Origin of the sequence: Halomonas sp. TG39a (assembly GCF_000744395.1) — a bacterium.
Classification (GTDB): domain Bacteria; phylum Pseudomonadota; class Gammaproteobacteria; order Pseudomonadales; family Halomonadaceae; genus Vreelandella; species Vreelandella ventosae_B.
This window is the reverse complement of sequence record NZ_JQLV01000002.1, coordinates 361,517-387,020: the sequence shown is the minus strand read 5'-3', so window position 1 is coordinate 387,020 and position 25,504 is coordinate 361,517. Positions and strand designations below refer to the sequence as shown.

The window sequence follows — 25,504 nt, the reverse complement described above, 5'->3', positions numbered from 1 at the left end:
CGCAGTGATAACGACGTTTGCGCCCAGCACCCGCTGGGCGTTCTGCGCTTATGTCCGCTATGCTAATGACTCGTGTGGAGGCTAATAGGCCAAGAGACGATGTCTACCAAAAGAGACTACGCCCATGTGTAAACTGTTTATTCAAGCTGACCCCGAGCTGTGGCGCAGTGCGACACACTCGCTGCGTATCGATGGTATGGTCACCAGCGTGCGCATGGAGAATTATTTCTGGCACATTCTCGAAGAGATTGCCCAGCGAGATGGCATGAACACGGCCCAGATGATTACCCGGCTGTATCACGAATCCATCGACGCCGGGCATGATTTGGGCAACTTCACCTCGTTTTTGCGTGTTTGTGCGCTGCGTTATCAAGCGCTTCAATTGAGTGGGGATATCCCCGCCCAGCATCAAGTGCCTATCGCCACCCTGGACGCTGAGCGAATTTTAGCGCGCGAAGGTGGCAATAGGCGTGATCAAATACATTAACGAAAAAGGCCTATTCAAGTCGCGCATCCAGCGCCGCTAAAAACTGCTCGATACGCGCAGCATTGGTACCCACATCGCTGGCGCCAAGGCGTGATGCCGAGCGCATATCCACCTGCACGCCGTTTTCAACGTCGGTTAAGCGAATAACGACATCATCCTCAAAGCCAAACCAGCGCGTGGTCGCGGTAGCTTCTATATGATTGTCGGTAATGCGGGCGATACGCCAACCAGCTTCTTCGGCCTCTGCTTGCGCGGCAGCCAACACCGATTGCGGGGGAGCGGCCAAGACTAACGGCTGGATATTGGGATAAGCGGCTTGCTGTTGCTGCGCGGTGGCTGCGCCGGGATAGTCGACCCCGTTAGGCGCCGCTTCTCGCGCCTCGGCCAAGGCTTCAAAGGCAGGCGGGTTCTGCGTATCGGTGGTGATATCATGAATGGCGGGCACCTGCTGGGCGCGTTGCCAATGTTGCCAGGGTACATAAAGTAGCGCTGCAGCGGCGATGATCACCAGCGTGGCCATTAAAGCGGGCGTAGAACGGCGAGCCAGCATACTCCATAACAGCGCGATAATGCTCACTGCTACCGCTCCTCCGGCGGCATAGACGCCGTTGCGCAGTAAGTTGAACGCCTCGCCGAGGCTGATAAGTTCACCGCGATAAGCCGGCCCGGCGCCTGCCATCATCAGTGCCGCTGCGGCTATCAGTAGAATGGCTAAGCCCGCCAGCACGTTTGGCCAGCGGCCACCGCGAGGGCGCGCCTGGGTTGGTCGCGTTACCATGTTCTCTCCTTAATACAGCGTATTTCGCTATTCTTAGCACACATACTTCTTAGCACAAACACGGCTTAGCAAAAACACGGCGCCAATGGGCAAAGTGACGTGTTAAAACCTGACGATAGGCTATATATGACCGGTAACGCAGCCACTCTCCGCCAGCTACTTCTGAGCGCACCGCGTGACACCTTGCCAATGACGTATCAGCAGGCGGCTAGCGCGCTGGCCCTCACGCCGCCGCGAACCATCGCCCAGGTTACCCAGGCGTTAGAGCGGTTAATGCACGAAGACGCCGCGCAGCAGAAGCCATTTATCTCTGCACTGGTCGTCAGCCGTCGCGGCGATGGTTTACCCGCAGCGGGCTTTTTTGAACTGGCAGTCGCTTTAGGCCGCTTTCCTGCGGATACTGCACAGCATGAGATGGCTTACCGTGCTGAATTTCAGCGTGCTCTGAACGAGCGTTAGAGTGCTGATAAAAACACAAAGCCTTAGATTTCGCCACGTTGGCTAGGCGTTTTCCGCAATGGGTCAAGCAGCGGGCCAAGCCCATTGTGATCGATTTCATGCATCAAATGCAGCAACTGGCCAATTTCCCCAGAGGGAAACCCTTCCCTAGCAAACCAGTTTAAATAGGGGCCGGGGAGATCGGCGATAAGGCGGCCCTCATACTTGCCAAAGGGCATGGTGCGAGTCACTAACTTTTCCAGATCCTCTGGTTTCATAGCTTAAATTCCATTCATTCTCATTTAAGTAAGATTGCATATTTCCGGCTTGACGTATTTTTGTTAGACTTTAGTCGACAAATAATACCCCCCTCGATGCCGGAGACCTAGTGTTCCGGCGCGTCCTTTCTGTATCGTCAGGGACATGACATGCAAAAACGTTTTAGCCTATTACTCTGTTCTCCGCTGTTGGCGCTGGCAGCCATGCCGCTTGCCGCCGATGAGCCTGTTGATGTGGTACTGATTGGCGGCGGCATTATGAGCGCCACGCTGGGTACCTACCTACAAGAGCTTGAGCCTGAGTGGAATATCCACCTTTATGAGCGCTTGGACCAAGTGGCGGAAGAGAGTTCCAACGCCTGGAACAATGCCGGTAGCGGGCACTCAGCCTTTATGGAGCTCAATTATACGCCGGAAGTTGATGGCCAAGTTAAAATTGAGCGTGCCACTAAGGTAACCGAACAGTTTGAAGTCTCCCGTCAGTTTTGGTCTCACCAGGTAGAGGCTGGCATTCTGGGTGATCCAGATTCGTTTATCCAAAGTGTGCCGCACATTGCGGTGGTTTGGGGGGAGGACGACGTCAACTTCCTGCGTGAGCGCCACCAGGCGATGACACAAAACCCACTGTATGAGGGTATGGAGTACTCTGAAGATCGCTCGGAACTGGCCGAGTGGATGCCGCTGGTGATGGCAGGTCGTGAAGGCAGCGACACCCCCGTTGCAGCAACACGCATGCAGATGGGCACCGAAGTTAACTATGGTGCGCAAACGCGCCAAATGGTTGAGTCGCTGGCGCAAAGCGACCACTTTACGCTGGGCCTTAGCAGTGAAGTGCGTGGTCTAGAGCGCAATGATGACAGTACCTGGAAAGTGACCGTGGCGGATCGCGCCAACGGTGGGGAAACTACCGTGGACTCCCGCTATGTCTTTATCGGCGCGGGTGGTGCTGCGCTATTGTTGCTGCAGGAGTCGGGCATTCCTGAAGCCGAAGCTTACGCAGGCTTCCCGGTAAGTGGCCAGTTCCTTTATACCACTAATCCAGACGTGGTGGCCCAGCACGACGTTAAGGCCTATGGTAAAGCGGGCGAAGGTTCTCCGCCGATGTCCGTGCCGCACTTGGACCGGCGCAATCTGGACGGTGAGCCAGCGCTGTTTTTTGGCCCCTTTGCGGCGGTCTCCACCAAGTTCCTGAAAGAGGGTTCCTGGACGGATCTATTTAGCTCACTGACGCTGCATAACACTTGGCCGGTAGCTGAAGTTGGGATGGATAACTTTAATCTGGTGCGTTACTTGGTTGGCCAGGTACTGATGTCTGACGATGATCGCTTTGAAGCACTACAGAAGTACTACCCTGAAGCAAACAAAGACGATTGGACACTGTGGACAGCAGGTCAACGGGTACAAATTATCAAAGAAGATCCTGAAACGGGTGGTGTGTTGCAGTTCGGTACCGAAGTCGTGACGTCGCAAGATGGCACCATGTCGGCACTGCTGGGCGCATCGCCGGGAGCCTCAACAGCCCCGTCTATTATGCTAAACCTGCTTGACCGCGTTTTCCCCGAGCAGGTTGCCAGCGCAGAGTGGCAGCAAACGCTGACCGACATCGTGCCTTCTTATGGACAGCGCTTGGCGGAAAATCCTGATCTACTTAGCGAAGTACGTGCCTTTACCGCGCAAACCTTGCAGCTAGATGAGCCACTCAATCTTGCTGCCGATAGCGACGCAGAGCAGGCGAGCGAGGTAAATAACGCGCAAGACCAGCAGGACGAAGAGGCAGTTAGCGATACTCCGGCAAGCGAGACGCAAGAAGAAGCTGACAGCGAAGTGTAAAACTGAGTCAACCGCACTTTAATGTTGCTAGCTAAAACGCTATCCCGAACAACAGGGGTAGCGTTTTTTTATTGCCTCCATAATGGCTGAGAGTGGCTATTAAAGCTTCGCCCGCTGGGCGATCTCGCTAATCAATTGGGCAAGCGCCCGGGCGGGTTCGCTCAAGTGGCCACTGGTCGGATGAATCAGCCCTATATCGCGGTGAAACGTACGCTCGCCCAAATCAATCGCCCGCACTCCCGGTGGCCAGCGTTGCTGCGCAATCGCCTGGGGCACCAACGCAACGCCGACTCCTTTGGCGACGAGTTTCACGATGGCCTCTAGTTCATCGACTTCGCAGACCTCGCGTACGTTGCAGTGATTGTCGCGTAGGAAGCGGTCTACTTGCCGTCCACCAAAGGAGGCGCGGTCATAGCGCACGAAGGGCTGGCGGGTGATCAGTTCCTGCCACTGGTCACCATCAATATGGCAAGGCACGATTAGCCGAAACGGCTCATGGGCAAGGGGCGTCCAGCGCAAATCGCTGTGCAGCGTAAAGGGTGGGCGAATAATCACCGCCATATCCAGCTCGCCGGCGTCGACTTGATTCACCAATTCCATGGAGAGCCCAGGCACCACGCGGGTACGGCACTCGCTATGGGCGTGATGAAAACGCGCCAGCGCATCGGGTAGTAGCGAGCGCTGTATCGATGCAATGGCGCCAATATTGACCCGCTGTGTCGCTGGCTGGCCCGCAGTAGCAGCACCCAGCGTGCTGTAGAGGGTGAGCAGGGCGTGGGCTTGCTTTAACGTCTCTTGGCCCCGCGGGGTCAAGATAGCGGCACGCCCTTTACGTTCAAACAGGGCGATACCCAGCTCTTCCTCAAGGCGCTTCATTTGTGCGCTTACCGCCGCTTGGGTGAGGCCAATTTTGTTGCCCGCTGCGGCAAAGGTGCCTTCCTGCGCGACCGCTATCAGCGTTTTGAGCTCGCGGATCATTGATCAATCCTTTTTGTGAATCAGCCAAATAGTTATTGATTTTATTTTCCCATGGGCGGCCCTAGGATGAACACAGCGAGGCCGCATAAAGTGCCCGCGAACCTCACAAAACCTAATAATGTGGAGAATGATCATGAGTCTTTCACCCTTCCATCTGGCGATTCCTGTTTATGATGTAGCGCTCGCAAGAGCGTTTTATAACGATGTGTTTGGTTTGGAAGAGGGGCGCTCCAGCGAACAGTGGGTCGACTTTAATTTCTTCGGCCACCAGCTGGTCATTCATGAGCAGCCGAAAACGCCAGGGCAAGAGAGCGCCCACTCGAATCCGGTAGATGGACACAACGTACCGGTGCCGCACTTTGGGGTCATCTTGGCGTGGGACGAGTGGGAAGCCTTGGCCGAGCGCTTGAAAGCGCGGGATACTCAGTTTGTGATTGAGCCGTATATTCGTTTTAAAGGTGAAGTTGGCGAGCAGGCCACTATGTTCCTGCTCGACCCGTGTGGAAATGCTCTGGAGTTCAAGGCGTTTAAAGATATGAGTCAGGTCTTTGCAAAATAAACGCTGCAACATAAACGCTTAGGCCCGCAATGCTTGCTCCTGACGGCGATGCTGAAGCGGCGGCTCGCCAAAGTAGCGCTTATAGTCGCGGCTAAACTGAGGCACGCTGCGGTAACCTACCGCCGCAGCGGCCTGATTAACGTTGTGATTATCCTGCAGCAGCAACTGCTGCGCTTTGATTAAACGCAGCCGTTTTAAGTACTGGGCCGGGGACGAGCGGGTAATCTGCTTAAAGTGGTGGTGAAACGTCGACGGACTCATATTGGCCTGGGCGGCCAACTGTTCCACGCTAAAGTCGTCGGCAAAATGTCGGTGTAGCTTAGATAGCACCTGCACGATGCGTGAATAGTTTCCATGCCCCAGTACCAGCGCCCGTAAAGCGGGGCCCTGTTCGCCCTTTAGCGCTTCAAAGACCACATCGCGAATGCGTGCTGTGCCCATGGTGCTACACTCCACCGCTTCATTTAGTGTGCGCGCCAAGCGCAGTACGGCCTCCTGCATGCCTTCTGTCATCGCCACCGAGGCCATCGGCAGTGGTGCCTGGGCATGATCACCGGTATCGCCCATCGCTGTTACCATTTCGCTTAATAGCGCGGGATCCAGGCGTACCGATATGCCTAACAACGGCGCTTCCGGTGAGCCGTAGGTTTCGCACTCAAAGGGCAGTGGTAGCGTTTGGACCAAGTAGTGGCCGGGGTCGTAATAGATTTCGCGATCACCGAGATAGCCCATTTTGCGCCCTTGGGCAATGATGGTCAGGCTCGGCTCATAAAGAAGCGGCGTGCGCACCTGGTGGCGGCTTAAACAGAGTAACGACACGCCGGGTAGCGGCGTGTCATTGATACCGTCGCCTTTAATCAGTGGCGCGATAACGGCAGCCAGCGCATTGCCAGCCTGGGGGGTGGAGGCCATGGTTGCTTCTCTCTGGTTTCTGGTGGCTTTTGCATAATCATAATGATTTATGCTGGTTTTTTGTTATTTTATTACGTGGCATCGGAGTAATGGGCAAAAATGGCGTAGCTTCGGTCATCGCTATCATCACGGAATAGGCCAATACTGTTGGCATGCCTCGCACGCGGGGGAAATGCCTGCTGATTTATACGGCAGTCTTTTGATGATAAGGAGTTTCACCGATGAGCCAAGCATTATCTTATGCGGCATTTGCTAACGATAAGCCCTTAGCGCCCTTTACGTTTGATCGTCGTCAGCCGCGCCCCGATGACGTAGCGATTGAGATTCTCTACTGTGGTGTCTGCCACAGTGACTTGCATTTTGCCCGCAATGACTGGGGCATGAGCCAATACCCCGTGGTTCCTGGCCATGAAATAGTCGGCCGGGTGACCTCTGTTGGCGATAAAGTCTCACGTTTTAAAGCCGGTGACTTGGTAGGCGTTGGTTGCATGGTGGATTCATGCCGTTCCTGCGCGGCCTGTAAAGACGGTGTAGAGCAGTACTGTCTGGAAGGTTTCACCATGACCTACGGCAGTGAAGACCGCCAAGATGGCACCATGACCCAGGGCGGCTACTCTGACTCTATCGTGGTGAGCGAGCACTTTGTGCTGCAAATGCCTGACGGCATCGATTTAGCCTCAGCAGCGCCGATTCTGTGTGCCGGTGTGACGACTTATTCACCGCTTAAGCATCACGGCGTGGGTAAAGGCCATAAAGTCGGTGTGATTGGTATGGGCGGATTAGGCCATATGGGCGTTAAACTGGCGAAAGCATTGGGCGCTGAAGTCACCGTTTTCACCCGCTCCGATGCCAAAGTTGACGAAGCGAAGCGTAACGGTGCTGACCATGTAGTCGTTTCTAGCGATCAGGCGCAGATGGACGCCGTCGCTGAAACCTTCGACTTTATGCTCGACACCGTGCCTGTCCAGCACGATCTAAACCCTTACCTAACATCGCTGAAGTATGATGGAACTCACATCATTGTCGGCTTGCTGGAGCCCATTGAGCCTGCCATTGAAGCCTTTAACCTGGTCTTTAAGCGCCGTGTGGTTGCCGGTTCATTAATCGGTGGTATTGCGGAGACCGAAGAGCTACTCAAGCTGTGCGCCGATCAAGGCATTACCTGTGATATCGAAATGCTCGATATCAACAACATTAATGAAGGCTTTGAGCGCATGGAAAAAGGCGATGTCCGCTACCGTTTCGTGATTGATATGGCGACGCTGAAAAATAGCGCCGCTTAAGTTGCCGAACGCCTGCCTAGTCAAGGCAGGCGTGTTTTACTGAGCAGTCACTTAATAAAACAAATGGCCCGCGTCCTACTCAGGACGCGGGCCATTTTGTACGCGGCTTTATCAGCTTCGCGCCTGACGTGTGCCTCGTGCGGCTACTACGCCCGGTATCAGCATCAAGCCTGCCAGCAACCAAGCAGGCCAACTACCCAAACGGGTGAACGGTGTCAGGCCCTCCATAGCATAGAACTCGCCGGTCAGCGCTGTGGTTTCAAACTGGGGTGCACGTTCAACAATTTGCCCATTAGGGTCGATAATCGCAGTAATCCCGTTACTGGTAGCGCGCACGACATAGCGACCGTTCTCTAACGCCCGAAGCCGTGCCATCTGCAGGTGCTGGTGGGGGCCGATAGATGCGCCAAACCAGGTGTCGTTAGAGACCGTGATAATTACCCCGCTGTCTTGAGCGCGGCGGGCAACCAACTGTGGGTAAATAATCTCGTAGCAGATCGCATTGCCAATATTTATCCCGGCGGCCTGCATCGGTGTTTGTTCTGTTTCACCTTTGGTGAATGTCGACATAGGTAAATCGAAAAAATTAATCGCTCCTCGTAGCACGCTCTCCAGCGGCAGGTACTCGCCAAAGGGCACTAGGTGCTCTTTCTGGTAGCTGCCCTCTACGTCGCCTATGCCAATCACGCTATTGAAGTAGCGTTCTTGTTCGTCGCGCTGAACAATGCCGGTGAGTAGGGCGACGTCGGGCGGCAGGTTAGCTTGCACCCGCTCTAATACCGGGCGGGCCTGAGTCTCCATCATCGGTAGGGCGGTTTCTGGCCATATGATCAGATCGACCTCGTCGGCGACTTCGCGGGTGAGTTCGCTATAAGTATTGGCGGCTTCACGCTGGCCTTCTGGCGTCCACTTAGACAGCTGAGGCAAGTTGCCCTGCAGCAAGGCGACACGGGTGGGGTCGCTGACGGGTGTGGTCCAAAGCTGCGGCAATGCCAGCGGAATTAACCAAATAGCCGCGAGAGGAGCAAGCGCCCACCACTGGCGACGAAGCAATAGCTCAGCGCCAAGCACGCCGCTAAGCGCGACCAGCATCGAAAGCAGGTAGACGCCGCCAACGGGCGCCCAGGCGGCTAGCGGTGAGTCGACATAGCCCGAGCCCAGCAACAGCCAAGGAAAGCCGGTAAACAGATAGGTACGCAGTACCTCGCCCAGTACCCAGGCACCGGCAAAACTGATAAACGCCAGCCGGGCAGAGGTGAAGCGCCGGTATAGCCAGAAGGTGCCGGCAAAAAACAGTGCCAGAACAGTGACAAACAGCGCGGTTAGAAATACCGCTAGCGGTACGCCGGTATAGCCATAGTCGTGGATAGAGACATACACCCAGGAGGTGCCGCTGGCAAATAGCGCCACGCCGTATAGCCACCCTTTAAGAGCCGCCTGGGCGGGGGTTAAGGTATGCAGGCCAACATAGAGCAAACCAATCGCCACCGGGCCTAGCCACCAAAGTTCAAAAGGGGAGGCCGTTAGGGTGGTGAAGCCGCCCGCCACCAGGGCGGCAAGCAGCTGTAACAAAAACGCGGGGGGTAGACCCATAGCGATAAACCTATCGTCGGTAAGGTACGAGGGAGTGGGGGGCGAGCAGCGTGACGCCATGCGCCTAGGCTGGCTTGTTCTCCTGGTCATCATCTTCTTCGTCACCACCACGGGTGTCGCGGTAGGCTTCGAGCAGACGAATGCGCCGGGTGTCGGCATTGAGGATCACAAACCGCCAGCCGCCAAGCACGGTGTGTTCACCACGCCGAGGTAGATGGCCGAACTGCTGCATCACCAGGCCGCCAACGGTATCAAACTCTTCGTCAGAGAACTCGGTGTCAAAGCGTTCATTGAAGTCTTCGATAGGGGTTAGCGCGCGAATGGCAAAGCGGCCATTTTCAATCTCGCGGATATCGTCCTCTTCGTCGGTATCGTGCTCATCTTCGATGTCGCCGACGATCTGTTCAAGAATATCTTCGATGGTGATAATACCAGCGGTACCGCCGTATTCATCCACCACCACCGCCATATGATTATGGGTGTCACGAAACTCTTTGAGCAGGCTGTTAAGGCGTTTTGATTCGGGGATAAACATCGCCGGGCGCAAAATGTCATCGAGTTTGAAGGCGTCACGCTGGGCCTGGGTTTGCGAGAGCAGTGGTAGCAGGTCTTTGACCAGCAGAATGCCTTTAATATCATCCAGGTTTTCACCAATCACCGGGTAGCGGGAGTGGCCGGTTTCCTGAATCAGCGGTAGGTAGCCGTCGCTGGTTTGATCCAGGGCGATGGCTGAAACCTGTGAGCGGGGTATCAGCACTTCACGAACCTGCTGATCGCTGATCTCAAGCGCCCCTTCAATGATCATGATGGCGTCCTGATCCAGCTTTAATTTCCCTGCGGTATGGCGTAAAAACGTCATCAGCTCATCCCGCGAGCTGGGTTCGTCATTATCTCCGGAAAGGGCGCCAAAGAGTTTCTCGAGCCAGGATTTTTGATTGGGGTTGCTCGATCGGTCTTCGCTCATGCGTCAATTCTCTCGTTTGCGGGCAGACAAGTAGCTGTTTTATCACTGAAGCGGGGGATAGTACCAGATTCATTGTTACCTGATTTAACGCAGCCGCTAGCAAATAATAAAGTTGTAGGCGCTTAGACGTCGTCAGAGTAGGGATCCGGGATGTTCAGTTCGGCCAACAGCTCGCGCTCGAACTGCTCCATCTCTTCGGCTTCCTCATCGTCAATATGATCGTAGCCCATTAAATGCAGGATGCCATGCACGACCATATGGGCGTAATGGTGCTCAATCGGCTTGCTTTGCTCGCTGGCTTCTTTGGCCACGACAGCATGACAAATCACCAGGTCGCCCAATAGCGGTAAATCAACACCCGGTGGGCCTTCAAAGGGAAATGACAGCACGTTGGTCGTGCTATCTTTACCGCGATAGTCACGGTTGAGGGTTTGGCTTTCACGCTCATCCACAAAGCGAATCGTCACTTCAAGGCGCTGATCGTCAGGGTGGTGGGCAAACACGCAGCCCACCCAGTGGGTGAGCTGTGCCAAGCTGGGTAGCTGGGGTTCGTTGATGGCCGCCTGACGATCAACGATGACCTCCTTGGCATCGCCCATAGTCGCGTCGTTCAAAGGCACGCTCATCGCGAACTATCCCAGGAACCTTCACGTGCCTGCATGCGTGCGTCACGCTCTTGCTGGCGCGCTTCGCGCTGGGCGCGCTCTTCCACTTCCTGGTTAGATTCGAATATATCGTAGGCTTCGATAATGCGCTGAACCAGGGGGTGGCGTACGACGTCTTTGGCGGCAAAGTGGGTAACGCCAATCCCCGGTGTGTCTTTGAGGACGTCGAGCACCTGTATCAGCCCCGAGCGCTGGCCTTTAGGTAGATCGACCTGAGTGACGTCGCCGGTAATCACCGCGGTGGAGCCAAAACCAATCCGGGTCAGGAACATTTTCATCTGTTCAGGAGTGGTGTTCTGGCTCTCATCCAGAATGATGTACGAGTTATTGAGCGTACGACCGCGCATGTAGGCCAGAGGGGCAATCTCAATCACCTGGCGCTCAATCAGTTTTGCCACTTGTTCAAAACCAATCATTTCGTACAAAGCGTCGTACAGAGGGCGCAGATAAGGATCGATTTTCTGGGCAAGGTCGCCGGGTAGAAAACCGAGCTTTTCACCTGCTTCCACTGCCGGGCGCACCAGCAAGATACGGCGAACTTCCTGCTGGTTAAGGGCTTCTACCGCTGCAGCGACAGCTAAGTAGGTCTTACCCGTGCCCGCAGGGCCAACGCCAAAGTTAATGTCGTGTTCGCGGATGCTGGACACATAGCGCTGCTGGTTGAGGCCACGAGGCTTTATCATGGTGCGCGGTGTGCGCATGATCACTTCATCGCTGCTGCCGGTGCCGTCCTCTTCCTCTTCCAGCGCTTCAAGCCCTGACTCTTGCAGGAATAGGTGCACGGTGTCGGCATCGAGCTCACTCGATGCCGTTTCGCGATAGAGGTGTTCCAACACATTGGCCGCTGCCTTAATGCGGTTGGCGGGGCCCGCCAGTTGAAACACATTGCCCCGATTGCGCAGCGTCACTTCCAGGCGGCTTTCAATCAGCTTTAAATGCTCGTCCTGCTGGCCGCAAAGGCTAGCAAGGCGCTGCGGATCATTGGGTTCAAGGCTTAAGGTGATGATGCGATTGGCCTGAGGTGTTGGCTGGCTCAAGAGTGGGGAACCCCTCGTTAGTGTATGTATCGTTCAGCTTACTGCCCCGCCCGAAGCGGGGCAATGATCTGTGATAAGAGAACGATCAATAGCGCTCGGGTGAGGCAAGCTCACCGCGCAGCGAGTTGGGGAAGGCTTCGGTGATCTCTACATCGACAAAGTAGCCGATCAGCTCGGTGGGGTTGGCAGCGCGGAAGTTAACCACGCGGTTATTTTCGGTGCGCCCTGAGAGCTGGCCGGGGTCTCGCGGCGAAAAGCCGTTAACCAGTACGCGCTGTGTGCTACCTACCATGCGACGGCTAATTTGCGCAGTTTGCTGAATAATCCGCTCTTGTAGAATCGCCAGGCGCTGCTTTTTAACGCTTTCCGGGGTTTCATCCGGCAGGCCAGAGGCAGGGGTGCCGGGGCGTGCGGAATAAACAAAGCTAAACGAGTGATCGAAGCCGATCTGATGAATCAGGTTCATCGTCGCCTCAAAATCCTCTTCTGTTTCACCAGGGAAGCCGATGATAAAGTCAGAGGAAAAGCTGATATCCGGGCGGTTCGCGCGGATACGCTCCATCTTCTCAATGTACTCCGCCGCCGTATGGCCCCGCTTCATTGCGTTAAGAATGCGGTCTGAACCTGACTGCACCGGCAGATGCAGGTGGCTTACCAGCTCAGGAATGTCGGCGAAGGCGTCGACTAGGCTGTCAGTAAACTCTACCGGGTGCGAGGTGGTAAAGCGGACACGGTCAATACCGTCAATCGCCGCCACGCAGGCAATCAGCTCAGCCAAGTCGATTTCATCGCCAAGCTGGTTCTCGCCACGGTAGGCGTTGACGTTCTGGCCCAACAGGTTGATCTCACGTACGCCCTGGTCGGAAAGATGGATGACTTCATCCATTACTGCCTCAAAGGGGCGCGAGACCTCTTCGCCGCGGGTATAGGGCACCACGCAGAAGGTGCAGTACTTTGAGCAGCCTTCCATGATTGACACAAACGCCGTTGCACCGTCGGAGGAGGGCTTGGGCAGGTGGTCAAACTTTTCGATTTCAGGAAAGGTGACATCCACCGCTGCAATCTGGTTATTGCCACGGGCATCCAGCATCGAGGGTACGCGGTGCAGGGTTTGCGGCCCGAATACCATATCGACATGGGGCGCCCGTTTGCGAATCGCTTCGCCTTCCTGGCTCGCCACGCAGCCACCAACGCCAATCACTAGGTTCGGGTTGGCGTCCTTAAGTTTTTTCCAGCGTCCCAGCTGATGAAAAACTTTCTCCTGCGCTTTTTCGCGAATCGAGCAGGTGTTTAACAGAATGACATCGGCTTCACGCTCATTATCAGTGAGTTCGAGCTGGTGAGATTCGCCGAGCAGATCCGCCATGCGGGAGGAGTCGTACTCGTTCATTTGGCAGCCGTGCGTTTTGATGAAGAGCTTCTTCGCCATCGGTACCTGTCATCTATGAGTCGTCGGGGGACGAGGATGAATGGAGTATTATCGCGCGGTCGGCAATGGTGATGTCCGAACCGCTATCGTTAGTGGCTGCATTATACGGATTGAAGAAACCAGCGGCTAGCGTTCATCCATAATCGATACTTGACCCTCACGTTTCTATGGGTATACTACGCACCGTGTTTGAGCAGTTCCTCGATAGCTCAGTTGGTAGAGCAAATGACTGTTAATCATTGGGTCGCAGGTTCGAGTCCTGCTCGAGGAGCCAATCACTTGCTGATGTTTATCAGCAGGCTGGCTTCGCTTTAAACACCACAACGTTCCTCGATAGCTCAGTTGGTAGAGCAAATGACTGTTAATCATTGGGTCGCAGGTTCGAGTCCTGCTCGAGGAGCCAAGTTGTGCTGCTAGTGTCTGTTTAGCTGCCTTTTCGACACGTCGTTTTGGGTAGTGCGTTGTTCCTCGATAGCTCAGTTGGTAGAGCAAATGACTGTTAATCATTGGGTCGCAGGTTCGAGTCCTGCTCGAGGAGCCATCTAGTTTTACTCCCTCTCTTTATAATAGTGCCAGTTAGCTAAATGCTAATGGTTTTCCTATTTTGCGCGCTAATTGGAGTTGCCAGCTATTTTGCTTGGCACTTAACGTTAGTCTCTCCAGTGACGTAAACTACGCGGATCATCCATTGGTTTGGGAAGTTCATGGTAGGCAACGTCAACGCGCCCGAGGCGCTGCAAGTATTTAAATGTTTAAGCGATGAGACTCGTTTGATGCTGGTGCTCCTGGTCGCCCAAGAGCAAGAGCTTTGCGTGTGCGAAATGACCCATGCGCTACAGGAGTCGCAGCCTAAAGTATCGCGCCACCTGGCTCAATTGCGCCAGTGTGGGCTGTTAAGTGATCAGCGCGAAGGGCAGTGGGTCTATTACCGGCTTGCTCCCAAGTTACCTGCCTGGGCGCTTGAGATTATTCGCGCGGGTAGCCAGGGCAGTGCCGTTCAGTTGGCAGCGCTCACTAAGCGCTTAACCAAAATGGGCGATCGGCCTGCCCGCCTTGCTGCGCTATGCTGAACCTAAAACAGTTGAAACTAAAACGCCGCCCCCCTGAGAAGGGGGCGGCGCTTTTGAACTCAGCGTATTGTCTAATGGAGTGTCATTAGCGTTTGGCTGCTAGCCGCTGAGTATCTTGCAGGTGGGCGTAGTCAAGTAAGACTTCAGCAGATTCAAGCACGTAGGCACGATCAACTGCTAGTGCTTCGTCCTCTTCGTTTCCAGCCGATGCCTCTGCATCATCTGTCTCTTCCGCGAGCCCCGCGGTGACATCTGTTCGGGCGTCCATCCACTCATCCAACTCTTCTAACCCTAGTGCGCGGCGGCGTTGGTTTTCCAGCGAGAGCTGCTCGGCTTCCTGGGCCTCCATTTCGCGCTTACGCTGTTCGCGATTTAGGCTAACGCTGGTGTGCTGCTCGCGTAACTGACGGGCCAGTGTGGACTGGCGCTCCAGGTAGCGGAAGTTGGGATTATCCTCGGCGCGCGTATCGTGCTGGGTAATCAGTTTGTCCAGCACGGTTTCCGGCTCGCCATAGCGACGGTACTGAACGTCCTGAACGTTGTCCCAGGCGAGCGCATTATCCAGACTGCTTTCGCCAATACGTTCGGGGTCAATCAGCGTCGGGAAGTGAATGTCCGGCTCAACACCACGGTTCTGGGTGCTGTCGCCAGAGATGCGATAGAACTTGGCGCGGGTCAGTTTAATCTGCCCATGGCTCAGTTCGTTCAGGGTTTGCACGGTGCCTTTGCCGAAGGTTTGCGTGCCCAGAACAAGGCCGCGACCGTAGTCTTGAATCGCCCCCGCAAAAATCTCAGAAGCAGAAGCGGAGAGGCGATTGACCAGCACGCCTAGTGGGCCGTCATAGAGCGTACCTGCTTCGCTGTCGCCATAGAGCTGAATACGCCCCTGTGCATCGCGTACCTGTACGGTAGGGCCGCGGTCAATAAACAGGCCAATGAGCGAATTGGCTTCCTGCAGCGCGCCGCCGCCGTTGTTGCGCAGGTCAAGCACGATACCTTCCACGCCCTCTTCTTTAAGGCGCTCGACTTCTTTGGCGACATCGCGGGTAGTACTGCGATACTCCTCTTCACCCGCTTGCCAGGCATCAAAATCGACGTAGAACGTTGGGATGTTAATCACCCCTAGGCGGTGAGGTTCGCCGTTGCGTTCAACTTCAATGACTTCGCTGCTGGCTGCCTGGTCTTCAAGGCTAACGGTATCGCGGGTGATCTCAACTATCTGCGACCGTGTTGTATCCACCGCTTGGGCGGGTACCACATCCAAGCGGACAACCGAGTCTTTGGGGCCGCGAATCAGGTCCACCACGTTGTCCAGGCGCATGCCGACCACATTGACCATCTCGCCCTCTTCCTGGCCCACGGCGATGATTCGGTCAGCGGGTTCCAATACGCCTGCGCGTTCTGCCGGGCCGCCGGGTACTAGGCTGGAGACTTTTACGTACTCGCCATCTGATTGAAGCAGGGCGCCAATGCCTTCAAGAGAGAGGCTCATCTGGATATCAAAGGATTCGCCCTGGCGGGGGGAGAGGTAGCCTGTATGTGGGTCGATGCTGCTAGTGACGGCCGCCATCAGGACGCCAAACACGTCCTCAGATTCGGTTTGCTCCAGCCGCGTCAATTGGCCTTCGTAGCGCTGGCGCAGATTGGTTTCAATCTGTTCGTTATCCAGATCGGTTAAGGCCAGCGTTAAAGCATCGTTTTTGAGCCGTTTGCGCCATAACTCGTCGAGTTCGCTTTGCCGGGATGCCCAGGGGGCCTCCTCACGATCAATCTCTAGGCGCTCGTTGCTATCAAAGTCAAAGTTCAGGCCTTCATCAAGCTGCGCAAGTAGTGACTCAAGGCGCGCTCGCTGTCGGTCACTGAAGCTGTTGTAGAGGTTGAAGGCATCATCCAGCTCGCCATTGAAAAGGGCGTCGGCCATGCTCGTCTCTAAGTGGCGATAAGGCTCGATGTCGCTGCGCAGCAGGTAGGCGCGCTGGCCATCCAGGATGTCCAGATAGCGTTGGAAGGCATCCTGCGACCACGCTTCGTCAAAAGTAATATCAGCATAGTGGCCGTAGCGGAGCGAGTCCGCAATTTCCACTGCCGCCTGGCGTTGTTCATCGGTCGGTTCAAGTTGCGCTAAGGCGGCTGGGCTGGTGATGACCAGCATGACAGCCAGGGCGACCGAACGCGAAAGCGTTGCAAACAAGCTCATCAGTCAAGCTCTCCCGGATTTGTGTACACTCATTCTTCCCTAGACCCGCATATGACCCATGAGTTGCGTAGGTCGAGGGAGTATTGTAGCAGGTCACTTGCACTATGAGACTCAATCATTACTGTTATGAGGATTTCCATGTCGGAGACTTTCAACGCTGATCGTTTAACGCGGTTATGCGATTTTCTGCGCCAATCACCAACTCCGTGGCATGCGGCGGGCAATATGGCTGCGCGATTGGAGCAAGCCGGCTTTCAGCGACTGGAAGAGAGGGCTAATTGGCAGCTCACGCCGGGCAAGCGCTACTACGTTACCCGGAATGACTCTGCGATTATTGCGTTTCAACTGCCTGAGTCTGAATTAACCGCGCTGCGTATGATCGGTGCCCACACTGATAGCCCGGGGTTGCATCTAAAGCCTAATGCCACTCAATGCTCAGCGGGTTGGCTGCAATTAGGCGTGCAAGTATACGGCGGTGTTTTATTGGCGCCGTGGTTTGACCGTGACCTGGGGTTGGCTGGGCGGGTGCATGTGCGCCATGCCGACGGCCATCTGGAAAGCGTATTGCTCAATGTCGACCGGGCGATTGCCATGGTGCCGAGCCTGGCGATTCACCTTGATCGGGACGTGAATAGTGGCCGCCCGCTGAATCCGCAGACGCAAATGGCGCCAGTGTTAATGCAGAGCGAAACGGCGACGCTAGCCGAGTTGCTGGCCCAGTGGTTGGAAGAGCAGCACGGCCTGCGGGCAGTGGAAGTGGTTGATTTTGAATTAGGCTTTTACGATGTTCAGTCGCCGTCACTGGTTGGTGTTAAGCAAGAGCTGGTGGCCAGCGCGCGGTTGGATAACCTGCTTTCCTGCTTCATTGGTTTAGAAGCGCTTCTGGATTGCGACGGCAGTCAAGGCGCGTTGCTGGTAGCCAATGACCATGAGGAAGTCGGCAGTGCCAGCGCCTGTGGTGCCCAAGGCCCTTTCTTGGCGGATGTGCTGAGGCGCATTAATGCTCAAGTCGGCGGCAGGGGGAGTGAAATAGGAAGTGAAGAATCGCTCATTCAGCTGATTCAATCGTCGTTGATGATCTCTTGCGATAACGCCCACGCGTTACACCCTAACTTTCGCGATAAGCACGATGAGCGCCATGGCCCGGCGATTAACGGCGGCCCGGTCATCAAGGTGAATGCGAGCCAGCGCTACGCTACCAATAGCGTGACGGGCGCGCTGTTTCGCGATGTATGCCGAGAGGCGGACGTTCCCGTGCAGGCGTTTGTTACCCGGGCGGATATGGGCTGCGGAAGTACGATAGGCCCGATCACCGCTACTGAGTTGGGGGTGCCCACCATTGATGTAGGGGTGCCTCAATGGGCGATGCATTCGATTCGGGAAACCGCTGGCACTCAAGATGTCGAGTATCTAACCCGCGCGCTGGTAGGGTTCTTAAATCGTGCAAAGCTGAACTGATCCCTCTGCCGCACATAAACAAAAAGCCCGCTGACAAGGTCGGCGGGCTTTTCTATGTTCTTAAGTGCGGATGTTCTTAAATACGTCGTTGGTGGCTACGCCCTGATTTGAACAGGGGACCCCATCATTATGAGTGATGTGCTCTAACCAGCTGAGCTACGTAGCCTTTCAACGGGGGCGAATGATACTGATAACCCCGCCTTTCGTCAATGTTTTATTACTGTTCGTATAAGGACTGCCGTTTACACATTAAAACGGAAGTGCACCACATCGCCGTCTTTGACAATGTACTCTTTGCCTTCCAAGCGCCACTTGCCAGCATCTTTAGCGCCCTGCTCGCCGCCTAGCGATACAAAATCCTCATAGGCGACCACTTCGGCGCGGATAAAGCCTTTTTGAAAATCGGTGTGAATCACGCCAGCGGCTTCTGGGGCTGTGGCGCCCTCTTTGACTGTCCAGGCGCGCACTTCTTTAACACCGGCCGTGAAGTAGGTTTGCAGACCCAGCAGTGAGTAGCCCGCGCGAATCACGCGATCAAGGCCTGGCTCATCCATGCCCATCTCGCTTAAAAACATCGAGCGCTCTTCGTCATCCAGCTCGGCGATTTCGGCTTCCAGCTGGTTGCACACGGGCACCACCAGGGCGCCTTCTTCAGCGGCGATTTCATTCACAATATCCAAGTAGGGATTGTTCTCAAAACCGTCTTCGTTGACGTTAGCGATATACATGGTCGGTTTCAGGGTCAAAAAACCGAAGCTTTTCACTTGGCGTTGCTCATCATCGCTTAACCCAAAGCTCCGTAGCGGCAAGCCTTCCGCAACGTGGGGCTGGATACGATCCAGAATGGCCTTGGTAGCTATCGCGTCTTTGTCGCCGCCTTTTACTGAGCGAACCAAGCGCTGGCTAGCTTTTTCGACGGTATCAAGGTCCGCAAGCGCCAACTCTAAATTGATTGTTTCGATATCGGCACGGGGGTCGACCTGGTTGGCTACGTGGATAACGTTGTCGTTATCGAAGCAGCGCACCACATGGGCTATCGCCTGGGTTTCACGAATATTGGCCAGGAATTTATTGCCCAAACCTTCGCCTTTGGAGGCCCCGGCGACCAAGCCGGCAATATCGACGAACTCCATGGTCGTGGGCAGTACTTTTTGCGGCTTGACGATTTCGGCGAGCTTATCAAGTCGCGGATCCGGCATCGGAACGATACCCACGTTCGGCTCAATGGTGCAGAAGGGGAAGTTCTCTGCATCGATGCCTGACTTGGTCAGGGCATTGAATAACGTGGACTTACCGACGTTGGGTAGACCGACGATGCCGCAATTGAAACCCATAAAATGTTCCTGAGAAAATGTTCTTGAAAAGAGGGTGTAAACGTAACCGCCATTCTACGAGATGAGCTAGCTGGCAGCTACCGACTTAACGCGTCGGGTTTTAAGCTGTGTAGTTGATTCATGGCTTTGGCCCAGTCGCCAGCGAGCGCTAAAGGTAGTGTGGCGACGCATTCATCCAGGGCGCGAACGATGGCTTCGTGTTCGCTCTTGCCGGGCCGCCCCAATACATAGTTCGTGACTTGGCGAGCTTCGCCGGGGTGGCCAATGCCAATCCGTGCCCGGTGAAACTGCTTCTCACCGCCTAGGGCGCTGATAATGTCGCGCAGGCCGTTGTGGCCACCGTGCCCGCCGCCGGTTTTGTAGCGTGCTTGGCCGGGGGGGAGGTCGAGCTCGTCGTGGGCGACCAGCAGGTTTTCAGGGGCAAGCTTGAAGAACTGGCTCAAGGCGGCTACCGCGGCACCACTGCGATTCATAAAGGTGGCGGGGTTGAGCAGGTGCAGCTCATGGTCGCCTAGGCGCACCTTTGCGTAGTGGCCGAAAAACTTTTTTTCCGGGCGCAGCTCTGCATGGGCGCTTTGCGCAATAGCGTCTACTAGCCAGAAGCCGGCGTTATGGCGCGTGGCGGCATACTCTGCGCCGGGGTTACCTAATCCAATAATGGCTGTTACCTGGCTCATCTTCCCACCTCGTACAGAATATCCAGAAGACCAACATTACCTAGAAGACGGTTGACGCTGCGCCAGCGACGGCGCTAAAAAAAATCAAGCGCCGAGGCGCTTGATTCTAACATCATCTTCGCATCGCAAGGGTCATGCAGGCATGACCCTATGGGATGTTTAACGGGGAGTGATTACTCGGCGCTGGTGTCTTCTTCACCTTCGCTTTCACCGTCTTCATCTTCTTCAACACGCACTTTTACTTTGGTGATGCTGAGTACTGCATTGTCGTGCTCTTCACCGTGGGACAGGTCAACCGAGGTGACGCCAGCCGGTAGGGTAAGGTCAGACAGGTGCAGCGTAGTGCCGAGTTCTAGTGCACTGATATCGACTTCCAGATAGTCAGGCAGGTCTTTCGGCAAGCAGCTGATGGCAACTTCGTTGGCCAGTACGTGCAGTTCACCACCTTGGTCTTTGATACCAACACACGTCTCTTCGCCCGTCACGTGCAGCGGCACGTTCATGGTGATTTCGTGAGTCGCATCAACGCGCAGGAAGTCGGCGTGGGTCAGCAGCGGCTTGAAGGGGTGACGCTGCAGATCACGAACAACGACTTGCTCTTCTTTGCCTTCGATCATCAGTTTGATGACCGAGGAGAAGAAAGACTCGTCTTCAATCGCTTTGTAGAAAGCGGTTTTTTCTACGGAGATAGACTGCGCGCCTTTCTCGCCACCGTATACAACGGCCGGCACTTGCTGGTTCGCACGACGCAGGCGGCGGCTCGCACCTTTCCCCAGGTCGTTACGAACGCTGGCTTTCAGGATAAAATCAGACATGGAATTGCCTCTTAGTTAAAGTAAGGAATACGCTGCCGACCGCGACCAGACGACAGCGCTTCCGTGGCCCCAAAAGGGGGCTGTATCGTCAGGCGGTTAGTGGAACATCGCGCTGACAGATTCTTCGTTGCTGACCCGGCGAATTGCTTCCGCGATCAGGCCCGCAACGCTCAACTGGCGAATTTTGCCGCTACGACGGGCAACGTCAGATAGCGGGATGGTGTCGGTCACCACCACTTCATCCAGTACGGAGTTGGTAATATTATCGACCGCTGGGCCTGACAAAATCGGGTGTGTCGCATAGGCCACTACGCGTTTGGCACCGTGGTCTTTAAGCGCTTCACCGGCTTTGCACAGCGTGCCTGCGGTATCGATCATATCGTCGACCACAACACAGGTGCGGCCTTCAATCTCGCCGATGATATGCATTACCTGGGCTTGGTTAGCCTGGGGGCGACGCTTATCGATAATGGCGAGATCGGCATTCAGCTGTTTGGCAATAGCACGGGCACGTACAACGCCGCCAACATCAGGGGAAACGACGACAAGGTCGCTGTAATTCTGACGTTCGATATCATCCAGCAGGATGGGCGAGCCGTAGACGTTGTCAACCGGGACATCAAAGAAGCCTTGGATCTGATCCGCGTGTAGATCCATGGTCATCACGCGGTCAACGCCTGCTTTAACCATCATGTCCGCCACTACTTTGGCGGATATCGGCACCCGTGCGGAGCGCACACGGCGATCCTGGCGGGCGTAGCCAAAGTAGGGCAGTACCGCTGTGATGCGAGTTGCCGAGGCGCGACGCAGGGCGTCGACCATCAGAATCAACTCCATCAGATTGTCGTTGGTCGGTGCACAGGTGGATTGCAGGATGAAGACATCCTTACCGCGCACGTTCTCATTGATCTCGACTGCGATTTCGCCGTCGCTGAATTGACCCACCGTAGCGTTACCCATACGGCTGTCTAAGCTCTCGGCAATTTTTTGAGCGAGTGCGGGATTAGCATTCCCGGCGAAAACCATCAATTTTGACACGCGCAGCCACCTTTGCAGTGTTGGGAATCAGGGGTAAAAACGCAGGCCATTGTTGGGTTGGCTGGGGTACCAGGATTCGAACCTGGGAATGCCGCTACCAAAAAGCGGTGCCTTACCACTTGGCGATACCCCAGCAATAACCTAACGCGCTGACCGGGCGCTTTTAACTGCCCAGAGCGGGACTGTAAATAGCCCAGAGCGGGACTATAAACTGCCCAGAGCGGGATTATAAACAGCCCAGAGCGGGATTATAAACAGCCCAGAGCATCATGTAGGGGGGAGGTGTTGAGTCCGCGTGCTACCCATGTCGGCCAGCGTTGCCCCGCTAATTGCGCGGTTGCTTGCGCCGCTTGCTGTGTTTCGAAAGCAGCAAACAGACATGCCCCCGTGCCGGTCAACCGACTGGGTGCGTGCTGCGCGAGCCAGTGAAGGGCTTCCGCCACTGGCGGATAGCGTTCCTTTACGACGGCTTCACAGTCATTGCGCCACCCCGGCGCTCCCCCCTGCAGTGCGCGCGCCATAGTAATGGGGCGGCTGTCACGTGTCAATTGCGGGTCTTGGAACACCGCAGGTGTAGAGACGCTAATCCCAGGGTGAATAATCACAAACCATGGCGTATCTAGTGTTACCGCCGTGAGCTGCTCGCCAACCCCTTCGGCCCAGGCGCTATGGCCGTGTACAAACACCGGCACATCGGCCCCAAGCTCTAGCCCCAGGTGGGCTAATTCGTCAAGCGGTAGATTGAGCTGCCAAAGGTGGTTAAGCCCCACTAACGTGGTGGCGGCGTTGGAGCTACCGCCGCCCAAGCCACCTCCCATAGGCAGCTGCTTTTCAATCGTAAGTGAAGCCCCTAGTGGGGTGCTGCTATGGCGTTGCAATAACTGTGCAGCACGCATGACCAAATTGTCATCGTGGTTAACGCCGCTCACCTCGCTTGTTAGCAGAATCTCCCCGTCATCGCGGGGAGTAAGCGTCAGGTGGTCGCAGAGATCGATAAACTGAAATAGCGTTTGCAACGCGTGGTAGCCGTCTGCACGACGGCCCACGATATGCAGCATGCGGTTAAGCTTGGCCGGTGCGGGAAGCGTTAATGGGGCGTTCATTTAAACGATGCCCCTTACTCGCTTGCTTGCCACTGATTAACCACCAGCGTAATGCGAACGTCGTCGTAGTTCATGACCATGCGGCGCGGTAGCCACAGGTCGTCGACTTTTTCCCAGTCGCGATAGTCAATTTCCCAACCGTCTTGTTTCAGATGGCTGGGAAAGCCCAGTTCATCGGTTTCTAGCTGGTAACTGCTGGTGTTGTCATTGTCGGGCTCACCGGGAAGGCCACGCACCCAATCGGGCATGGCGCTGACGGGTAGAGCCCAGCCTAGTTGCTCTTCCATTAGTGCTTCTGGCGTTTCTGCTTCAAAACGGCCATCGCTATTTGAGAGTGAGAAACGCCCTTCACGGCCCTCAAGCACGTTGCGTCCGCCGCCAAACGGCCCGCTAATCAGCATGCGGAAATAGTAGGGGGTCTGATTCCAATCCAGGTTGGCGCTAATGTTCTCTTGAGAAGTGCGCAAGCCAGCTTTGCCGACCAGTGTCCAGGTATCGAATGCCTCTACATCAGCCTGCTGGCGTTCCCACTGGCCTGCTTGACGACCACTTTCATCCATGGGGCCTTGGGAGGCACACCCTGCGAGTAAGAGTAGCGCGAAACCGGCAAGCCAGAGGCGCGAAGAGTGTCGTGTTAGTGGCCAGCGGCGGGAAGGGGACGTCAGTGTCAACATAAACAGGCTCCATGTTAGGTAGTTACGGCGCAATGCGCTTAAAGAGTGTGGTTCGCAGAGTTAGGGTGTCTCTGGCGGCGTTAGTTCAGGGTAGCGTTCCAGTAGCTCGTCGATCAGCGGATGTTGGCTCGTTCGTTGCGTGATTTGCTGGATCAGTTGGCGCGCCTCGTCGTCACGCCCCAGCGCTTTCAGCACTTCGGCGAGATGCGCGGCAACTTCCTGATCCGGTAGCTGTGAGTAAGCACTTTCAAGCCAGGGTAGCGCTTCTTCAGGCTGTCCCATTCGGAAGTAAACCCAGCCCATGCTGTCAAGTACGGCGGGATTGTCCGGGTCGGCCTCGTAAGCGCGCTCAATCAGCGCAAAGGCTTCTTGTAAACGTCCTGGCAAGTTAAGGTCGGCCAGTGTGTAGCCCAGCGCATTGAGCGCTTCAGCATTGTTAGGTTCAGTGCTCAATATCTGGCGTAAATCCTGCTCCATTCCCGCAATGTCGCCTGCTTCCCAGTGCCGCATGGCGCGCATATAAAGTAGCGATGTGTCATCAGGGGTACGGCTAATTTCACGGTCTAATAGCGCATTAGCGTCCGCAGGCTGATTGATGTCGTCCAGCAATTGAACTTCGAGCATCACCAATTCGGTAAAGTAATTATCAAAGCGCATCCGCTCAATGCGCAGGAAGGCGCGAGCATCCAGCAGGCGGTCTTCCTCAATCAGCATCTGCGCCGCAGCTGCGCGAGCGGGCAAAAATTCACTGCCTTCGCTGACTTGGCGATAATAAAGCAGCGCATTATCGGTATCGCCTTGCGCTTGAGTGATGGCGCCAAGTAGGTAATAGGCTAAATCCGGCACTTCGGGTTGGCCGATTAGCGGCTGCAGCAAGCGTTGCGCTGGTTCAGGGTGCCCCTCTTCCAAATAGAGTTGGGCTAGCGATAAGCGCAGATCCTGATTGCCGCCGTGGCTTGCGAGTAGTGCATCGGTTTGAACTTCAGCGGCACTAATATTGTTAAGGCGAATTTCCGCCTGGGCCAGCAGTAGGATAAAACGTACATCGTCAGGCGCAAGTTCTAGCCCTTGTTGGGCCGCGCGTTGGGCGGTTGAGTAATCCTCAACCTCCAGTGCCAAGCGCGCTTTAACCAGCCATAACGCCGCGGATTCGGGGTCGAGTAACTCGACTTGATCAAGCCGTCGCTGGGCAAGCGTGGTATCGCCCAGGGTAGCCTCGATCAAGGCGGTGCCCAGCAGCACATCGCTGTGGTGCGGCAGTTGGTCAGCATTGGGACGGGCTAAATGCTCGCGCAGCTGCTGAGCGATTAACGTTAGTGGCGCCTCTTCAGCCACGGCGATTTCGGCAAAGGCGGTGACATCGCCGTGGCCGCCAGCTTCAACAATATCAAGGCGCTGCTCAAGGCTGTCGAGCCAATCACCGCGCTGTAGCGAGAAAGCTGCCAGCAGCCGGTTGGGGGTTTCTGCCTGGGGGGCAAGCTCTCGCCAGCGCAGCGCCGAAGCCTCTATTAATGAGGTTTCATTGCCAAAGCGGGCCGCGAAGGTGGCGCGCTCGGCAAGTGCTGGCTCGCGATAGCGCTTCGCCGCGTCCAGGTAGCCCTGGCTTGCGTAGCGGTAATCACCGCGCTGGCCAGCAAGTTCGGCGCCGAGTAGCGTACTGAGCCCAGCGGCATCCAGCCCACGGGTGATCGGCGGTGCATTGCGCATCGGATCATCGGCCCAGGTGCCGAGGGGGCCGTCCTGTGTGCTAGGCGTGGATTGGCAGCCGCTTAGCAGCAGAGCAGCAGAGGCGGCCACGGGTAGCAGCGCCGAATGCCGGAGCATCGCGCCCACTAGTGGGAAGCCCGAACAGTTAAAACCCTTGAATGCAGGGCCTGATAATGTAAAGCGAGGTCGCATGCGTCTCT

Annotated in this window: 24 protein-coding genes and 5 tRNA genes; 10 read left to right on the top strand and 19 right to left on the bottom strand. The window is 55.7% G+C overall.

Annotation, left to right across the window (positions count from 1 at the left end):
* Positions 1-124: 124 nt before the first annotated feature.
* Positions 125-487, top strand: a complete 363-nt coding sequence (locus U738_RS19950; RefSeq protein ID WP_035584583.1) for a ribbon-helix-helix domain-containing protein — start codon at positions 125-127, stop codon at positions 485-487.
* A gap of 10 nt (positions 488-497) precedes the next feature.
* Here the strand turns inward: U738_RS19950 and U738_RS19945 are convergent, their stop codons facing one another.
* Positions 498-1,265, bottom strand: a complete 768-nt coding sequence (locus U738_RS19945; protein ID WP_035584580.1) for a DUF1499 domain-containing protein — start codon at positions 1,263-1,265, stop codon at positions 498-500.
* A gap of 126 nt (positions 1,266-1,391) precedes the next feature.
* On the opposite strand from U738_RS19945, the gene U738_RS19940 reads away from it, so the two are divergent.
* A complete protein-coding gene (locus tag U738_RS19940; RefSeq protein ID WP_035584577.1) occupies positions 1,392-1,724 on the top strand; it encodes a hypothetical protein in 333 nt (110 codons plus the stop codon).
* Between the two features lie 23 nt (positions 1,725-1,747).
* Here U738_RS19940 and U738_RS19935 read toward each other — a convergent pair whose 3' ends face one another.
* On the bottom strand, positions 1,748-1,981 hold the full coding sequence (locus tag U738_RS19935) for a DUF3820 family protein (RefSeq protein ID WP_035584574.1): 234 nt from the start codon (positions 1,979-1,981) through the stop codon (positions 1,748-1,750).
* A gap of 150 nt (positions 1,982-2,131) precedes the next feature.
* Here U738_RS19935 and mqo point away from each other — a divergent pair, with 150 nt between their 5' ends.
* On the top strand, positions 2,132-3,811 hold the full coding sequence (gene mqo, locus U738_RS19930; RefSeq protein ID WP_035584571.1) for a malate dehydrogenase (quinone): 1,680 nt from the start codon (positions 2,132-2,134) through the stop codon (positions 3,809-3,811).
* A gap of 99 nt (positions 3,812-3,910) precedes the next feature.
* Here mqo and U738_RS19925 read toward each other — a convergent pair whose 3' ends face one another.
* Positions 3,911-4,789 carry a LysR family transcriptional regulator gene (locus tag U738_RS19925; protein WP_035584568.1) on the bottom strand — a complete coding sequence of 293 codons (879 nt, stop codon included), beginning with the start codon at positions 4,787-4,789 and terminating at the stop codon, positions 3,911-3,913.
* A 133-nt stretch (positions 4,790-4,922) separates the two neighbouring features.
* Between U738_RS19925 and U738_RS19920 the strand changes: the two genes are divergently transcribed.
* A complete protein-coding gene (locus U738_RS19920; protein WP_035584565.1) occupies positions 4,923-5,348 on the top strand; it encodes a VOC family protein in 426 nt (141 codons plus the stop codon).
* A gap of 18 nt (positions 5,349-5,366) precedes the next feature.
* On the opposite strand, the gene U738_RS19915 is transcribed toward U738_RS19920, so the two are convergent.
* Positions 5,367-6,260 (bottom strand): AraC family transcriptional regulator, encoded by an 894-nt coding sequence (locus U738_RS19915; RefSeq protein WP_035584562.1) that lies wholly within the window; start codon positions 6,258-6,260, stop codon positions 5,367-5,369.
* Positions 6,261-6,481: 221 nt separating this feature from the next.
* Between U738_RS19915 and U738_RS19910 the strand changes: the two genes are divergently transcribed.
* The gene (locus U738_RS19910; RefSeq protein WP_035584559.1) at positions 6,482-7,543 is read left to right on the top strand and encodes an NAD(P)-dependent alcohol dehydrogenase; all 1,062 of its coding nucleotides are present in this window, start codon (positions 6,482-6,484) and stop codon (positions 7,541-7,543) included.
* Positions 7,544-7,654: 111 nt separating this feature from the next.
* On the opposite strand, the gene lnt is transcribed toward U738_RS19910, so the two are convergent.
* From lnt to miaB, 5 genes are all read right to left on the bottom strand, one after another.
* Positions 7,655-9,136 (bottom strand): apolipoprotein N-acyltransferase, encoded by a 1,482-nt coding sequence (gene lnt, locus U738_RS19905; RefSeq protein ID WP_035584556.1) that lies wholly within the window; start codon positions 9,134-9,136, stop codon positions 7,655-7,657.
* Between the two features lie 64 nt (positions 9,137-9,200).
* Complete coding sequence (locus tag U738_RS19900) at positions 9,201-10,100, bottom strand: HlyC/CorC family transporter (RefSeq protein ID WP_035584554.1); 900 nt, start codon at positions 10,098-10,100, stop codon at positions 9,201-9,203.
* A gap of 122 nt (positions 10,101-10,222) precedes the next feature.
* The gene (gene ybeY / locus U738_RS19895; RefSeq protein ID WP_442905711.1) at positions 10,223-10,726 is read right to left on the bottom strand and encodes an rRNA maturation RNase YbeY; all 504 of its coding nucleotides are present in this window, start codon (positions 10,724-10,726) and stop codon (positions 10,223-10,225) included.
* Positions 10,723-11,802 (bottom strand): PhoH family protein, encoded by a 1,080-nt coding sequence (locus U738_RS19890; RefSeq protein WP_035584551.1) that lies wholly within the window; start codon positions 11,800-11,802, stop codon positions 10,723-10,725. The genes ybeY and U738_RS19890 overlap by 4 nt, the downstream gene beginning before the upstream one ends.
* 85 nt (positions 11,803-11,887) lie before the next feature.
* Complete coding sequence (gene miaB, locus U738_RS19885) at positions 11,888-13,231, bottom strand: tRNA (N6-isopentenyl adenosine(37)-C2)-methylthiotransferase MiaB (protein ID WP_035584548.1); 1,344 nt, start codon at positions 13,229-13,231, stop codon at positions 11,888-11,890.
* Between the two features lie 198 nt (positions 13,232-13,429).
* Here miaB and U738_RS19880 point away from each other — a divergent pair.
* The 4 genes from U738_RS19880 (at position 13,430) to U738_RS19865 (ending at position 14,301) form a co-directional block, all read left to right on the top strand.
* Positions 13,430-13,505, top strand: a tRNA-Asn gene (locus U738_RS19880).
* 53 nt (positions 13,506-13,558) lie between these two features.
* A tRNA-Asn gene (locus tag U738_RS19875) sits at positions 13,559-13,634 on the top strand.
* Between the two features lie 62 nt (positions 13,635-13,696).
* Positions 13,697-13,772 (top strand) — tRNA-Asn (locus U738_RS19870).
* Between the two features lie 163 nt (positions 13,773-13,935).
* Positions 13,936-14,301 (top strand): metalloregulator ArsR/SmtB family transcription factor, encoded by a 366-nt coding sequence (locus U738_RS19865; RefSeq protein WP_035584546.1) that lies wholly within the window; start codon positions 13,936-13,938, stop codon positions 14,299-14,301.
* Positions 14,302-14,386: 85 nt separating this feature from the next.
* Here U738_RS19865 and U738_RS19860 read toward each other — a convergent pair whose 3' ends face one another.
* Positions 14,387-16,498 (bottom strand): carboxy terminal-processing peptidase, encoded by a 2,112-nt coding sequence (locus tag U738_RS19860; protein ID WP_035584544.1) that lies wholly within the window; start codon positions 16,496-16,498, stop codon positions 14,387-14,389.
* Between the two features lie 138 nt (positions 16,499-16,636).
* Here U738_RS19860 and U738_RS19855 point away from each other — a divergent pair, with 138 nt between their 5' ends.
* A complete protein-coding gene (locus tag U738_RS19855; protein ID WP_035584542.1) occupies positions 16,637-17,956 on the top strand; it encodes a M18 family aminopeptidase in 1,320 nt (439 codons plus the stop codon).
* A gap of 89 nt (positions 17,957-18,045) precedes the next feature.
* Here U738_RS19855 and U738_RS19850 read toward each other — a convergent pair.
* The 9 genes from U738_RS19850 to U738_RS19810 form a co-directional block, all read right to left on the bottom strand.
* Positions 18,046-18,122, bottom strand: a tRNA-Met gene (locus U738_RS19850).
* Positions 18,123-18,198: 76 nt separating this feature from the next.
* The gene (gene ychF / locus U738_RS19845; RefSeq protein ID WP_035584541.1) at positions 18,199-19,290 is read right to left on the bottom strand and encodes a redox-regulated ATPase YchF; all 1,092 of its coding nucleotides are present in this window, start codon (positions 19,288-19,290) and stop codon (positions 18,199-18,201) included.
* A gap of 77 nt (positions 19,291-19,367) precedes the next feature.
* A complete protein-coding gene (pth, locus tag U738_RS19840; protein WP_035584538.1) occupies positions 19,368-19,967 on the bottom strand; it encodes an aminoacyl-tRNA hydrolase in 600 nt (199 codons plus the stop codon).
* 173 nt (positions 19,968-20,140) lie between these two features.
* The gene (locus U738_RS19835) at positions 20,141-20,782 is read right to left on the bottom strand and encodes a 50S ribosomal protein L25/general stress protein Ctc (protein ID WP_035584536.1); all 642 of its coding nucleotides are present in this window, start codon (positions 20,780-20,782) and stop codon (positions 20,141-20,143) included.
* A 96-nt stretch (positions 20,783-20,878) separates the two neighbouring features.
* The gene (locus U738_RS19830) at positions 20,879-21,820 is read right to left on the bottom strand and encodes a ribose-phosphate pyrophosphokinase (protein ID WP_009287569.1); all 942 of its coding nucleotides are present in this window, start codon (positions 21,818-21,820) and stop codon (positions 20,879-20,881) included.
* A gap of 58 nt (positions 21,821-21,878) precedes the next feature.
* A tRNA-Gln gene (locus U738_RS19825) sits at positions 21,879-21,953 on the bottom strand.
* 115 nt (positions 21,954-22,068) lie between these two features.
* Complete coding sequence (gene ispE / locus U738_RS19820) at positions 22,069-22,923, bottom strand: 4-(cytidine 5'-diphospho)-2-C-methyl-D-erythritol kinase (RefSeq protein ID WP_035584533.1); 855 nt, start codon at positions 22,921-22,923, stop codon at positions 22,069-22,071.
* A gap of 14 nt (positions 22,924-22,937) precedes the next feature.
* Entirely contained in the window at positions 22,938-23,597 is a 660-nt protein-coding gene (gene lolB, locus U738_RS19815) for a lipoprotein insertase outer membrane protein LolB (protein WP_035584530.1), read from the bottom strand.
* A 60-nt stretch (positions 23,598-23,657) separates the two neighbouring features.
* Positions 23,658-25,421: a tetratricopeptide repeat protein gene (locus U738_RS19810; RefSeq protein WP_172821664.1), complete on the bottom strand. Its 1,764-nt coding sequence runs from the start codon at positions 25,419-25,421 to the stop codon at positions 23,658-23,660.
* Positions 25,422-25,504 lie beyond the last annotated feature (83 nt).

Bases quoted from the DNA above. Each gene is read 5' to 3' on its own strand.
- U738_RS19835 (WP_035584536.1), bottom strand. From the start codon at position 20,782: ATGTCTGATTTTATCCTGAAAGCCAGCGTTCGTAACGACCTGGGGAAA.
- U738_RS19900 (WP_035584554.1), bottom strand. From the start codon at position 10,100: ATGAGCGAAGACCGATCGAGCAACCCCAATCAAAAATCCTGGCTCGAG.
- U738_RS19865 (WP_035584546.1), top strand. From the start codon at position 13,936: ATGGTAGGCAACGTCAACGCGCCCGAGGCGCTGCAAGTATTTAAATGT.
- U738_RS19920 (WP_035584565.1), top strand. From the start codon at position 4,923: ATGAGTCTTTCACCCTTCCATCTGGCGATTCCTGTTTATGATGTAGCG.
- U738_RS19950 (WP_035584583.1), top strand. From the start codon at position 125: ATGTGTAAACTGTTTATTCAAGCTGACCCCGAGCTGTGGCGCAGTGCG.
- lnt (WP_035584556.1), bottom strand. From the start codon at position 9,136: ATGGGTCTACCCCCCGCGTTTTTGTTACAGCTGCTTGCCGCCCTGGTG.
- lolB (WP_035584530.1), bottom strand. From the start codon at position 23,597: ATGTTGACACTGACGTCCCCTTCCCGCCGCTGGCCACTAACACGACAC.
- miaB (WP_035584548.1), bottom strand. From the start codon at position 13,231: ATGGCGAAGAAGCTCTTCATCAAAACGCACGGCTGCCAAATGAACGAG.
- U738_RS19860 (WP_035584544.1), bottom strand. From the start codon at position 16,498: ATGAGCTTGTTTGCAACGCTTTCGCGTTCGGTCGCCCTGGCTGTCATG.
- U738_RS19810 (WP_172821664.1), bottom strand. From the start codon at position 25,421: ATGCTCCGGCATTCGGCGCTGCTACCCGTGGCCGCCTCTGCTGCTCTG.
- U738_RS19855 (WP_035584542.1), top strand. From the start codon at position 16,637: ATGTCGGAGACTTTCAACGCTGATCGTTTAACGCGGTTATGCGATTTT.
- mqo (WP_035584571.1), top strand. From the start codon at position 2,132: ATGCAAAAACGTTTTAGCCTATTACTCTGTTCTCCGCTGTTGGCGCTG.
- U738_RS19940 (WP_035584577.1), top strand. From the start codon at position 1,392: ATGACCGGTAACGCAGCCACTCTCCGCCAGCTACTTCTGAGCGCACCG.
- ispE (WP_035584533.1), bottom strand. From the start codon at position 22,923: ATGAACGCCCCATTAACGCTTCCCGCACCGGCCAAGCTTAACCGCATG.
- U738_RS19935 (WP_035584574.1), bottom strand. From the start codon at position 1,981: ATGAAACCAGAGGATCTGGAAAAGTTAGTGACTCGCACCATGCCCTTT.
- ybeY (WP_442905711.1), bottom strand. From the start codon at position 10,726: ATGAGCGTGCCTTTGAACGACGCGACTATGGGCGATGCCAAGGAGGTC.
- U738_RS19945 (WP_035584580.1), bottom strand. From the start codon at position 1,265: ATGGTAACGCGACCAACCCAGGCGCGCCCTCGCGGTGGCCGCTGGCCA.
- U738_RS19910 (WP_035584559.1), top strand. From the start codon at position 6,482: ATGAGCCAAGCATTATCTTATGCGGCATTTGCTAACGATAAGCCCTTA.
- U738_RS19915 (WP_035584562.1), bottom strand. From the start codon at position 6,260: ATGGCCTCCACCCCCCAGGCTGGCAATGCGCTGGCTGCCGTTATCGCG.
- ychF (WP_035584541.1), bottom strand. From the start codon at position 19,290: ATGGGTTTCAATTGCGGCATCGTCGGTCTACCCAACGTCGGTAAGTCC.
- U738_RS19925 (WP_035584568.1), bottom strand. From the start codon at position 4,789: ATGATCCGCGAGCTCAAAACGCTGATAGCGGTCGCGCAGGAAGGCACC.
- pth (WP_035584538.1), bottom strand. From the start codon at position 19,967: ATGAGCCAGGTAACAGCCATTATTGGATTAGGTAACCCCGGCGCAGAG.